The sequence below is a fragment of the Pedobacter sp. ASV1-7 genome (genome assembly GCF_040203335.1).
Taxonomy (GTDB): Bacteria; Bacteroidota; Bacteroidia; order Sphingobacteriales; family Sphingobacteriaceae; genus Pedobacter.
In genome coordinates this window covers 989,746-1,003,524 of record NZ_JBEHBV010000001.1, presented here as the reverse complement: position 1 = coordinate 1,003,524, position 13,779 = coordinate 989,746, and the positions used below count along the sequence as shown (strand labels likewise).

The window sequence follows — 13,779 nt, the reverse complement described above, 5'->3', positions numbered from 1 at the left end:
TCAAAAATTATCATTTGCAGTCTGGCAAAGTACAACCATAGGATTTTAGTGCTGCCTCACTGAAAACCAGATCGGTTTGCTTTTTCAACAAACCATTCAGCGCTATTTTTGCGAAGCTGGTTTTTTCATCAACACAATAACGAGTGGTGTTATAATTTCCCCTATAATATAACCGTTGCTCTTGATCTAGTAAAACTGCCTGAGGGGTAGAATACACACCACAAGCCGTGGCAAGGGTTTCATCAAATAGAATAGGGATCTGGAGCCCAAACTTATTTTGAATGCTTTCTGCAGTAAAAGATTTTGGACTCAATACTACCACTCTGAAATCAATGCGATCTCCATATTCTTTAACCAGTGATTTAAAATGCTTCATATTAAATCGTGAACAGGGGCAGTCTGGATTAAAAAAATGTAGAAAAACAGGTTTACCATGGTTATTGTTCAAAGCATGCTTAAAAACGATCAAGCTTCCTGTCTCAATTGATTTATAGTCTTTAGGAATTGGAGTTGGCAACTGGTAAATGATATCGTTGTACCAAAAGAGATATCCAATTGCAGAAAACAAAAATATCAGCCAAAAAAACACTAAAGCTTTTTTCATATTGAAATGTAAAGTAATAGCAGGTTCTGTTTGTAGAACCAATAACGGTATTTATTATATTAAAAGGAAGGAAATATAAAATTTATTTGATGTTTCCAGACTCCTCTTTGCTCACAAAACAAAAGCCGTTCTTCTTTTCAGAAAAACGGCTTTTTAAGCAGTGGCCCAAGTTGGGACCGAACCAACAGTCAAAAAAATTTAAGTCTTCACCATTAACCTGCCTTAACTTTGAGCATACGCTGCGCACTATCAGAAGCTATCAACAATCCTCCTGCCATCATAATGATATCCTTTATGACTAAACGACCAGCACCAGAAAGATAAGGAAAACCATGTTCAGCTCCCCCCAGGTCTGGCACCCAGGTTTCTGGTGTTGTGATCAAGAAACTAAGTGTAACAAGTGACATTCCAAAAGTCAACAATCCACCAGCAAGACCTAAGCGATCATTAAAAATCCCAGCCAGTGTAATCAATCCAATAATAACGATTACCGTTCCCAAACCATATGAAAACACATAGGTACCATTCTTTTGGTGCCATTGTATGTTTTTTTCTACTACTTCTCCTTCTTTATTTTTATGCTTTTTATATTCTGAAGAGGGTTCATTATAAAAGAAGCTCATTACAGGGCTATTTGCCACAAATGGCACAATACCATCTGCTTCATATTGAAAAGCTTTTAATCCGCCAATCCAAGCCATTACCACGAAGATTGCGATTCGCATGAAATTAAAAAACTGTCTTTGAGAATTTGCTAAAAGGGTCAACATATATATTCAATTTTTTATTTACAAAATTGAACAATAGTACTTTTATGCGCAATGGACGAATATGGATATTATCTGGACAAATCTGCCACGACAGATATACCAACATCTTCTCTAAATTTTGTTGGTGTAACATTTGCATGCTTTTTAAAGTAGCGGCTAAAATAATTTTCATCATCAAAATTTAGTTCAGCTGCAATCTCTTTCATACTCTTGCGGGTAAGATGAATTAGTTTTTTAGCTTCCAGAATAACCCTTTCATGTATCAGCTGTGATGGCGACTTCACAAAGTATGTCGCACATTGTTTTGAGAATGTATTCGGTGCTACTCCCAACTGTGCTGCATAAAATGACGGGGATCTTTCTCGCTTAAAATGTAGCTCCAGCAGAGTCTTGAACCTCCTGATCGGATGTTTCAAAACCTCATCATCAGAAGAGAATGACCCGGCCTTTTTCACCTTACTACTTAAGGCTAGCATTAGCTGTAAGTAAGCCCTCACTACTGCCTGAGAATAACTATCCCTGAAACGAAGTTCAGCAGCAAGCTTATCAAAAAGGCCATGCATTTCAGAAAATTCTTCATTGTTCAATACAATGAAAGGCTGATCATAAATATTATTAAACAACAAGCCATTACAAGCCACCTCCTGCTTATGGTACTCTATGCAATAAAAATCACCGTGAAAAAGTAAGGTACGTGCGGGTATTTGTTGAGCGGCCTTAAATTGAATGGTCTGATAAGGTGTTGTAAACAATACAATGTTTCCTGAAAATTCATAATCTGTAAAATCAACATTTACACTCCCGGTACCTTTAAAAAGAAATATATGATAAAAAGGATCAGACAGCTGAACATTTTCAGCACCGAAACTGATCTCCTCAACGGAGCAATTTTTAAATAGATCGTGTTTTTCCTGCTTCATTTTCAGGCCACAATATACCAAATAAAAAGGGCAGCCAAGCATTCACCCATGCCAGCCACCCTAATTATAATATCCTTGCTTCTATTTCAACAGGAAGTCCATCAGCAGTTGTAAACTGAATTATTGTTTCAGCTGCAGTTGATGAAATAATATTGGCATTAGGATTTGACTTCAACAAATCCCATTTATTCTTTAATATTAACGTAATTACCTTCGGCGTTGAAGGGGAAGCTCCTAAATCAGGATTGCTAACAGAAAGAACAATTTTAGTAAAATCCGGATTTAGACCTTTATACATCACCAAACAAGGTTGATCATTTGATTTAATCAGTCCATTATTAATCTTGGTATTAGCAGAAGGCAAAGCATACGCCCATGTTTTAGCGGGCTTATACTCAATTATCTGTTGATTAATCGTGTTTTGATAAACAACATAGGGCTTATCCTGAGGTGATTGCATTAACCGGGAAAATTCAGCCATTTTCTTAGTATTTGCCGAGGGGATACACACGAATTCATATGAATTATTTGCAGGTGCATTTCCATGATCAAGATAAGCCAAACGATAATCATTTGATTTATTACCAGCGATAGTGGCCTCCGTTGGCACAACCTGATCCTGATAAGGTGTTGTTTGAGTAGAATTTTTAATTTTTAAAACTCCCGAATTTGGAAGAATGTAATACCCGGTATTGTAATTATCAATTATCCAATTGGCCTGGCTCTCAACAAAAGATGCTGCACTTTGATTGGCTTTTTCTCCGTTTACAAAAACGTTATTTGAATTGTTATTTAATCTTTGAAACAGTGTAGTCACAGTATGATTAACCTTATCGTCATTCTTGATGCCACTACCCAAACAAATAATATAATCATCTATAGCAAAATAGGCTTTAGTAAACTCAAAGCTACCATTATGAGTAATTGGGCCATGGGTAGCTCCGAAACCTAAATTATTGCGCTCTTTAAACTTCAATGCGAATAATCCAGATTGCCCTGTAGTATTAGATAAAACTCCTTTATTTAACTGGGTTAAGGTTACAGCACCTGCAAAACCATAAGTATTGTATTCATCAACACGTCCCCTTTCAGCATGTAACTTCTCCCAAGGTAATACAATGGTCGTTGTTCCCGGATTGTAATTCCAGTCCCAACCTATAAGACTATGTCCATTTCCTTTTTCGCTATCTCCAGGGTATATAATTTCTAGTGCTCCATAAGATTGATATCTTCCAAATCTATTTTGAGTTACATAGATTTCAGAGCCCCATAGCACATCTGACTGCCCTTTCATTGATGCGATCCAATTACCCTTTCTATAGATTCCAAAGTTTCCATAATTAAATTGAATGAACCCTTCTTCAAATGGCGTTACTATGTTGTAATTAAACTTCTTGTTAACACCAAACTTTCTGTTATACACCCCTGCTAAAATTGGATCGGCACCTGTCAACCCTAAAATTTTTCCACCTGATATGGCCATATTAGCTAAGGTTTGTGAGGATAAGGAAGTATTTTTAGTCTGGGGATTTCTTCCCGCCATTGCGAAAGGCTTTACTCCTGAATCGTTGGAATACATAGCCTGAGCATAAATTGCATCTCTAAATCTAAGATATGAAGGCTTGTCGATCTGAAAACCAGTGTTTTCTAAAGATTTTATAACTGCAGACACTGTAGTAAAGGCATACATATAACCGTCGTAACTAGCTTTATGATGATTTCCTAAACCATCTTTTTTCAACCCATCTTTTTGTCCATGAGTATATATTAAAAACCGATCAAGAAATCTTTTAACTGTCTTCAGATATCGTATCTTTTCATCATTAGTGCTGAACCAGTCTGCATAGGCAAACATTACATCTAAATCTAAATACATGATATCTGTACTGATCGCTCCATTACTTTGCGTAGTACTAAAGTCGTAATTTGCATCAAAAAGATATTTAAATGAATCTGTCTCCTGATACAGTGTATAGCCAAATAATGCTTTCACATTGTCTGGAAGATAGTTGTTTAAATATATTGCAGGACGAGCAAGTTTTACATAGTTATAAAACGTTAAAACAGATCTACCTTTTGTATTACAAATCTGGTTTGACAAAAACCAGATTGCATTCACAGCTTTCTCGCTGATATTGGTATCATCAGGGTTAAATTTCAGATATTTAGCGAACGTAGTTAAAAAATTAATCTGATCAATTTTTGTTACAGGTGTTCCCACTATAGTATTTCCTGTAACAATAATATCTAAGGCATCATATTGACCAATCGCTGTATTTAATTGCGCTTCTGTAGGAGCGGTTGTTCCTAAAAATTGATCTGACAAACTTTTACGGATATTCTTTAAATCATTTATCTCTGAAATTGTTGCAGTCGTAATTGGGAGATCAAAATTAAATACGGGCTTACATCCCTCAGCTTTATCTTGAGCTTTGATCGTATTTGAAATCAAAAATAGATTGATCAGGAATAGAATAATTTTAACCTTCATTTTGACGATTACCCTTTAATTTTCTGATATCTTAATAAGGCCTCTAAAAAGTAATAATCAGCATAAATCAACGGCACATCGATTTCCGACTTATGAGGTAAACTACCAACAGAATGTTTCAAGATGAAACCTCCATTTGTCCCTGGTTTTGCCAGATACCCATTTCCTGATAAAGATTTAAGCATCAATTCAGCCTGAGTAAAATACTTCTTACCATCTTTCGCGAAAGTACTTAACTCCAATAAACCTGAAGCAGTCAAAGATCCCGCAGAAGCATCACGAGGAATGTAAGAAAGTTTATTCGCATTGTAATCGAAATCAGGCTTATAACCTTTCTGCTCAGCATTAAAGTCCCAATATGGAATTTTATCTTTGGGCAAATTAGGGTGATTGATATAAAAATCAGCCGCTTTTTGCGCTGCATTTAAGAATCGTTTGTCTTTAGTTTCTCTATACATCATGGTGAAGCCATAAATAGCCCATCCCTGTCCCCTGGCCCAGGTAGAGTTATCCGAATACCCTTGATTAGTTTGTTGATGCAAGACCTTACCGTCAGGAGCATAATCTACCACATGATAAGTGCTAAAGTCAGGTCTGAAATGATACTTCATCGTATTTAAAGCATGACTTATAGCAACTTCTTTATACTTTGGATTGCCAGTCAATTTAGAGACATAACATAACATCTCCAGGTTCATCATATTATCAATAATCACAGGAAATTTCCAGGTTGTTTTTTTGTCCCATGAAGCTTTAGTGTTCCATGATTTAATCAAACCCACTTTAGGATCAAAGCGTGTTAAAGCGGATTCGGCAGACTGAATAAGAATTTTATGATACAATTCTAATTTCTTAGGATCTTTTTCAAACCTGATTGCGTTTCCATAAGAACAGTACATTACAAAACCAACGTCATGATGCTGTGTTAAAAACTGAGCTTGTTCTAATGCTTCTGTCCATTTCGTAGCAGCAGATTTCCATTCAGGTTTTCCAGTATATTCATAAATATACCATAAACCACCGGCAAAGAATCCTTGAGTCCAATCCCAAACATCGGTACTTCTTACTGATCCATCTTTATTGGTAGTACGCGGGAATTGTGTAATATCCGTTGAAGTTTTCAGCAAATTGCGATATTGTTTTTCTGCAACTGTAAAGTCATTCTTTATAAAATTTGTCTGACCTACACACAATGCAGGTATTAACATCGCCAACCCTGATGCTGCGATCAACACCCCTTTTCTAAAATACGAGTTTCTTACCCTCATTCTAAATCCCATAATTTATACGTTATATTAATTTCAAAAATTTTTCTTTTCGTTTACATTAGTAATAAGACCGTTCTAAAACATCATTCAATAATATTAGTACATTGTTTTCAGGCCATAAATATTCAATGAATTTATTCTTGTCGAAGTCCTTATCGTCTCCATTGATAAAGTTTTATTTTTAACATCAGGCGTAAATAGAGAAGATAATACAACCTGTCCCTTATCTGCAAAAATTTCCATCGAGCCTCTGTCAACAAGAATTCGCAAATTCAAATTCCCCTTTTCAAGCTTAACCGGTGCTTTAACTTTTCCTACACTTATCTCTTTTGTTGCACCGATATATTTAATTTCCTTTCCCCTGATTTTAAAACTAATGTCAGTTTCTTTATTTATTTCCAATCCAAGTTGTATATCCAACAATTCACCTGAAACATCTTTTAATAAGTTTTCCTTTGGCTTTATAACGATGTTTTCGCCAGAAAACAACAGACCATCATGTAACTTTTGGATCTCTTTTACCGGGTTTCGACAAACACGCAACCCCTCTGTAACATTTTTTAAAGTAAGTTCAGAAGGGAAAGAAAGCTGTTGACTAAATGGCATATTTGGAAATGCAGTTCCATTTAACCAGGCAATATTTGTTACTCTATCAGGATTGCTGGCACTACCTTTCCAAACCTGAGATGCATAAAAGTTTCCACCCCAATCCATTTTATACTTGCCTTCTTCAATTATAAAATCCTTACCGTCAAAATTACCTATGTAATAATCGCCATCTCCAGAATAATAAATCATCTTTTTCTCTTTCTCCCCTTCAATCTGAAGTTCAACCATCACCGGGCATTCAAAAAATCCAAGTGAGTCATTTTTACTGATAAGCTTCCAGTCAACAAGATTATCGGACTCATACATTAAGAACTCGTGTCTTTTTTCAGGATAGTTGAACGTAATCATTACCCATTTCCCTTTTTTGGCATCCTTAAAAACATACGGATCCGGACCATTAACGCCAGAAAGTTTTTTAGTTTTCCAGCTTTTCATCTCGTCTGTACTATAGCTTAAATGCCCTCTATAAAAAAGCACGATAACATCTTCTTTCCCACTCCCCAAACCTGATTGATTTCCGTAATCAACTAATCCACTTCCAGTGCCACTTTTAATATCTGTGATGGGCATCTGTTCCCAATGTATAAGATCTGTACTTTTTGCATAGCCCCAATAAGGCTGTGTACCTGTACTCCAATGTGGGGCAGTTGAAACCGGGTTATATTGATAAAACAAATGATAAACTCCTTTATAGTAAATAAGTCCACAAGGATCATTTATCCAATTCATAGGTGCTGTAAAATGGAATTGTGGCCTGTAAATTTCATTAAAAGTTAACCTTTCCTTGTCTTGTGAAAAGGAGTTCGTTACCATCACAAAACTCAAAGCAATAGCTACCATTAAGTACTTTAATGCCATTTTTCCCATATTTATGTTGTTGATTTATTCGAAGATGCTCTTGTATGAAAAAATTATTCGGTAACGGTTATCGTTACTTCCTTAATCATTCTACTATCACCATATACATTAGTATTAGCTCCAACAAATGTTATTGTATATTCCCCCTTTTTGTTAAAAATGTATGGATATTCATCTAACCTGTCTCTGATATCCTTTATAGGAACCCCACGATCAGGCTGTACATTGGTAAGGATTAAGCCCTTGGTCATTGCCCAAACCTGATTACTTAAAACTGCTGCTCCACCACCTTGAAACTTCACCGTATTATCTGTTCCAAACACCCAACTTACAGGAGAAGTGGGCAATACTTTCACTTGTGTCCATCCTGCTCCGGCAATGTCTGTGACCACCATAGACTGGCCATCTGTAGTCGTTGTATTTATATCAAATTTATTAATCCACCAGCGTGGTTGAGTTGAACCTGTTACGCCAGTATATTTGAATGCAAAATAAATTGGTTTACTAATATCCAGATTAAGGCCCATTGTACTTAATGCTGTCAGATTCACCACCCCTGAAGAGAGATAGCTTCCATCAGCCCGAACACCAGAAAGAGTGAAAGCATCAGTAATATCTATCCAATCAGCGGCTTCATTCACATTTTCTGCAGTGAATACTCCATTAAACTTTTGTGATGCCATTAAACGCAGAGATCGAGGCTGCTGTGCATCAGATCCATAATTTCTACTAGATGCAAACTCAAGTGTAATTAAATTACTTTCTGCCTGAGTACGGTCTTTATAAATATATTTATGACCAGTTTCGCCCGAATAAAACATAAGCTGATCCGGATTTCCAGATATCTTAAAAGTTACTACCTCTCCAACCTTATAGGTGGATTTATCTGTAGAAACATTTAAATCAAGATGAGCAACTTCCTCTTTCTGACAAGCTGACAAGCTCATCATTGCTGCTATAATTATGATTATATTTAGGATACGCATGATTCTTTTTTTATTATAGTTAAATGATAAACTTCTACCAACCCTGATTTTGGCTTGCTGCCTTATTTACAGTTTTCTCACCAGATGGTATTGGGAACAATAAATTTTTTGGAGTTACATTACTTCCTCCCAAACCACCATAAGCGTATGAAGAACCTCCTGTTGCTTTTATTTCTGCACCAACCTGGTTCATTGTAGAAACCCATATTCCCCAACGAATAAGATCTGTTTTTCTAACGGACTCATAACAAAGCTCTCTTGAACGTTCATCCATAATATCCTGCAATGTTAATTCAGTAAAGTCTACTGTTGAAGTTTCTATTTCTGCTGTTATGATTGCCTTTTTACCTGCATAAGTAAAAACAGCACCGGTAGTGGCTGCATTAGAACTACCAGTAGTATGAGTAGGTGGATTAGCAGTAGATGTTCCTGCAGTAGTTATTGTGTATAAATTATTTCCGTAATAAACTTGAGTGTTTGCAGCATAAACAGTACTTGCACTCCATCCTGTCCCAACCTCAACTGTCGGAGCAGATGTATATCCTGAACCAGGATTAAGCAAACCTATACCTGTAACTTTTCCAGCTTCACTTATCGTAGCCATAGCTTTTGCTCCTGTACCTCCTCCACCTGTAATGGTAACAGGAATATTTCTGGTACTTGTAGACAAGTATCCAGTGTTAGTTGCTGCATCTGCTGAAATATTGAACTCCTTCACTGCAGAAACTGAAGTAGCCGGAGTTGTTGGATTTAAACCAAAAGCTCTTCTCCTCACCTGATTAAATGCATCCAATGCCTCTGCATTTGTTGTAGAATTGTTTTGTCCAAGTTGTGCTTCCGCAAGCATTAACAATACGTCTGCATAGCGTATTACCGGGAAATTTATACCTGAGTTGTTTGAACTCTTATTAGGTGAAAGGTCAAATTCTCTTCTGAATTTTCCAGCCTGTCTTCCATAAATGTTCGTCTTTGTGCTATAATTATACTCTACGAGCATTGGAGCGTTATTGGCATTGATATAACCATAATTAGCAATACTCCAATCTCTTCTCAGATCACCGCCAGAATACTTTTTATATAACCTTTCAGTAGCATTTATAAATCCGTAGCTATAACCAACAACTATAGAGTTTGCAGCACTTTGCATGTTAATTCCATTGGTATTTCCAAGCCTTGATGTATTACCATATCCTTCTGAGCCATTACCTTTAAATTCTACTTCCCATAAACTTTCTTTAATGTCATATAGGTCCTGGTGCAAATTCACAAAAAACTGCTTATAGCTTGGGTTCAGGCTATGTACCTGAGAATTCTTCACTTCCTGAGCCCATTTTAAAGCTTCTGCATATTTAGTTGCATCATTTACCGGAAAGCCGGCCATAGTTAAGCATACCCTTGCCAGTACACCCTGAACAGCAGTCTTAGAAATTCTTCCACTATATCCGATATCCGATATTTTGAGGACTTTCGACTCTGCGTCTTTCATATCCTGAAGAATTTGTTCATATACCTGTTCCTTAGGAGTTCTTGGAATTTGAATATCCATTGGAGAAGGCGTAGGTTTTATCTTTAATGGCACATCACCAAAATTGCTTACCAGCAAATAGTAATAGTATCCCCTTAAGAACAAAGCTTCTCCCAGAATGGCATTTCGTTTTGCTTCATTCATTGTAGCGAGATTGATATTTTCAATCAATAAATTCGCTCTCTCAATCCCCATATACAACTGTTGCCAAAATGCGTTTACATCGGAATTGGTATAGTCAAAATCGTATACCTGAACACCTACAAGCTGACCAGATCGGGAATAAAACGATTCGTCCGTTGTAGCAAACTGATTAAATAGACAGTCACCATAAAGCGCTGACGATGAAAGCGGCTGATAAACACCTGCTAATGCAGTACTCAGCTTACTTTCAGAGTTATAATAATCATTTTTAGTTAAGGTATCTGTGGGAACTGTATTTAGAAACTTCTTACATGAGACAAGTCCTAAACATAAAAATATCGCGATATATAATAAATTTTTCATCTTCTTTCCTTTTATTATAATGTTAAGTTCAAACCAAGTGCTATAGTACGGGCTCTCGGATATGCGCTATAATCAAAGCCTCCTGTTAAAACCGTATTATATGTACTTACTTCCGGATCTAATCCAGAGTATTTTGTCCACGTATATAAGTTCTGTCCAGATACAAACACCCTTAGCGAAGAGACATTTACTTTTTTCAATAGCGTTTTTGGCAGGTTATATCCGAAAGAAACAGTTTTCAATCTTAAGAACGAAGCATCCTCAACTGTCCTTGATGAATAGGTTGCTCCTGATGGTATACCGTTTGCACGGAAATTTTTAGAATTCTGGTTATCTAAAGACCAGCGATCATTATAACTAGCAAACTGCTGTAAATATGTCTTATTCAAACCATTCCCATCAAATACAAAACGATTAATATTCTGAACATCATTTCCATAAGACCATTGAAAAAATACATTAAGGTCAAACTGTTTGTAACTAAAATTGTTCGCAAATCCACCTAAATGTTTTGGTAAACTATTTCCTATAACAGTATTGTCGGATGCATTGATTGTTCCATCACCATTTAAGTCTCTGTATTTTATATCTCCCGGCTGCACATTTGCATTACCATTATCTGACAGACCAGCTTTTAACTTATAACCACCAGCTGGAGTTTTGTCGAAATCACTTAATTGATAAACTCCTTCCCATATATATCCAAACATCTGACCTAAAGGTTCTCCGATTTTAGCTATATATGCCGGAGTATTGGTATATCCGTTATCCCAGTTAACAGAAGTAAGTAATGTCTCCTGATTTTCGGCCAGGCCAAGCACTTTATTTTTATTGAATGAAATATTAAAAGCGCTGGTCCATTTGAAAACACCATTCTGAATATTCGTGGTATTGATACTAAATTCCAGACCTTTATTCTCAACCTTACCAATATTTTTATAAGCCATGTTATAACCTGATGAAAATGGTAGGTTTGCTCTTAAAAGAAGATCTTTTGTTATCTTCTTATACATATCTATAGTAACTGATATCCTATCTTTTAGAAAGCCAAGGTCTACCCCTGCATTATACTGATCTGTAGTCTCCCATTTCACTTCCGGGTTTCCTAAAGAATAAAAAGAAGAACCTCCTGTATAGCCTGGTATTAAACTAGCCACATAGCTATTATTGAAAGAGTACGATAAAACAGCGGGTAATCCATTTGCAGACATATAAGCAAAATCATCCACTCTGTTATTACCTGTTCTACCATAGCTCAATCTCAATTTTCCTTCGGACAATATTGAATTTTCTTTCAGAAAATCCTCTTTACTAAACCGCCATGATGTAGCTACAGCCGGGAAAAAACCCCAATGATTGTTAGCGGCGAATTTCGAAGATCCATCAGCTCTGTAAGATGCTTCAACATAATATTTACCATCATAATTGTATTTTGCTCTTCCTAGAAAAGATGCTAAATTCCATAGAGAGCTGGTAGAAACTATAGATGAGGCACTAACAACTCCTTCCTCTAAGCCACTCAGACCTATTTTTTCATTAGGAAGTAATGTAGCTCCAAAACCTTTACGGTTAGTTGTATTACCCTGGGCTGTAAAACCGGCCAAAATGTTAAAATTATGGCGCTTAGCATAAACCTTAGACCAGGTTAATGTATTTTCATTACCCCAATTGGTCGTCTTTCCAGTGTATGATGAACCATTTACACCATTTAACCTTCCCGGAGCTGTAATTGGATTTCCTAAGTAAGATTTCGAATTATTAAAAGCTTCATCTATTACTGTGGCATTATTAACAATACCTGTTATTTTGAGTTTAAGGCTTGGTAATATTGAATATTCTAAATAGGTATTTAAACTTAAATTTGTTGTTTTTGACTCTCTTTCTGAATTTTGCTGATTCAATAAAGGGTTATACCTGTAATCTGTTGTCGAATTAATCATATCATCTATAGCTTCCCCTCCTTCATCTGAGATAGGTGTTAAAGGACTAGAGCCCCAAACACTATACAAGATATTGGTTGTACCACTTCCGCCTGTACCCTGAGCAGCAGAAAGTCCGGATCTTTGCATATAAGTATAACTGGTATTTAATCCCACTTTCAGCTTTTTACTTAGTGTTTGATCAATCGTTACCCTTCCCTGATAGCGTTTATAACCAGTATTAATAATCGTTCCGGAATGATTGTTAACATTTCCTGAAATTGAATAAAGAGTCGATTTAGCTCCTCCCTTTCCTCCTCTTATAGATAAGGAATAATCTTGCATGCGACCGGTCTGAAAAAATGGAGATTGCCAATCCTCACCAGCTATGTTTTTATAATCATCAATTGTTAAGCCCGGACGAGTTAAGAAATAATAAGTTGGTGTCGGACTTGTAGCATTCCCTATAACTGGATTTTTCTCAATGTTATACTTCACAAAATCATAAGTACTCATCAAATCCATAGTTTTGATATTTCCATCAATTGACTGAGTTGTATTAAAACTGATCACCGGGTCACCAATTTTTCCTTTCTTTGTGGTAACAAGCACTACTCCATTTGCGGCTCTTGCACCATAAATAGCTGTAGCTGCTGCATCCTTTAATACTTCTATAGATTCTATTTCACTTGGAACAAGTGCATTATTATTAAATCCTTCTATTGGGAAACCATCTATTACATAAAGAGGACTGTTACCCTGTGTAATAGAGTTCGCTCCTCTGATAACAATATTTACACCAGAGCCTGGCTGACCATCGGAAGAGTTTACCTGCACACCAGCTACACGACCAGCCAATGCTTCATCAATGGATCGTACAGGAGCCTTAAGCATATCATTCATATCCACCCGTCCTACAGAACTTACCAAATCTGCTTTCTTACTGGTACCATAGCCAATTACGACTACATCATTTAAAGATTTGCTATCTTCAGCAAGTACTACATTCACCACGCTCTTATCTCCAGCATTAATCTCTGCTCTCAGATAACCAATATAAGTGAACACAAGCGTACTGGTTCCGGTAGATGGAACCTGAATTGTATAACGTCCTTCCTTATTTGTAGTTGCACCTACTTTCGTTCCCTTAACTAATACACTTACCCCAATTAAAGGAGCATTAGTCCCCTGCTCTGTAACAACACCTGTAACCGACCTCATTTGCTGGCCAAAAGTTATAGCTGAACAGAGCATACACATTAAAAAAATGTAAATTTTTCTCATACTTAAAAAGTTTAAATTTGGTTTTTATTAATAACCTA

9 protein-coding genes are annotated in these 13,779 nt (G+C 36.4%); all 9 read right to left on the bottom strand.

Annotated elements, in window-relative coordinates; translation table 11 throughout:
• Window positions 1-10: 10 nt before the first annotated feature.
• Window positions 11-604, bottom strand: coding sequence for a TlpA family protein disulfide reductase (locus tag ABDJ41_RS04300; protein WP_349784510.1), 594 nt, complete (start codon window positions 602-604; stop codon window positions 11-13).
• Between the two features lie 212 nt (window positions 605-816).
• A complete protein-coding gene (rclC, locus tag ABDJ41_RS04295) occupies window positions 817-1,374 on the bottom strand; it encodes a reactive chlorine resistance membrane protein RclC (RefSeq protein WP_349784509.1) in 558 nt (185 codons plus the stop codon).
• A 68-nt stretch (window positions 1,375-1,442) separates the two neighbouring features.
• Window positions 1,443-2,294: a helix-turn-helix domain-containing protein gene (locus ABDJ41_RS04290; RefSeq protein WP_349784508.1), complete on the bottom strand. Its 852-nt coding sequence runs from the start codon at window positions 2,292-2,294 to the stop codon at window positions 1,443-1,445.
• Window positions 2,295-2,358: 64 nt separating this feature from the next.
• Window positions 2,359-4,785, bottom strand: coding sequence for a polysaccharide lyase family 8 super-sandwich domain-containing protein (locus ABDJ41_RS04285; protein ID WP_349784507.1), 2,427 nt, complete (start codon window positions 4,783-4,785; stop codon window positions 2,359-2,361).
• A gap of 8 nt (window positions 4,786-4,793) precedes the next feature.
• Window positions 4,794-6,065, bottom strand: a complete 1,272-nt coding sequence (locus tag ABDJ41_RS04280) for a glycoside hydrolase family 88 protein (protein WP_349784506.1) — start codon at window positions 6,063-6,065, stop codon at window positions 4,794-4,796.
• Window positions 6,066-6,149: 84 nt separating this feature from the next.
• Window positions 6,150-7,520, bottom strand: a complete 1,371-nt coding sequence (locus tag ABDJ41_RS04275; RefSeq protein WP_349784505.1) for a glycoside hydrolase family 32 protein — start codon at window positions 7,518-7,520, stop codon at window positions 6,150-6,152.
• A gap of 53 nt (window positions 7,521-7,573) precedes the next feature.
• Window positions 7,574-8,506 carry a DUF5017 domain-containing protein gene (locus ABDJ41_RS04270; protein WP_349784504.1) on the bottom strand — a complete coding sequence of 311 codons (933 nt, stop codon included), beginning with the start codon at window positions 8,504-8,506 and terminating at the stop codon, window positions 7,574-7,576.
• 34 nt (window positions 8,507-8,540) lie between these two features.
• Window positions 8,541-10,538 (bottom strand): RagB/SusD family nutrient uptake outer membrane protein, encoded by a 1,998-nt coding sequence (locus ABDJ41_RS04265; protein ID WP_349784503.1) that lies wholly within the window; start codon window positions 10,536-10,538, stop codon window positions 8,541-8,543.
• Window positions 10,539-10,552: 14 nt separating this feature from the next.
• On the bottom strand, window positions 10,553-13,741 hold the full coding sequence (locus ABDJ41_RS04260; RefSeq protein WP_349784502.1) for a SusC/RagA family TonB-linked outer membrane protein: 3,189 nt from the start codon (window positions 13,739-13,741) through the stop codon (window positions 10,553-10,555).
• Window positions 13,742-13,779: the final 38 nt, after the last annotated feature.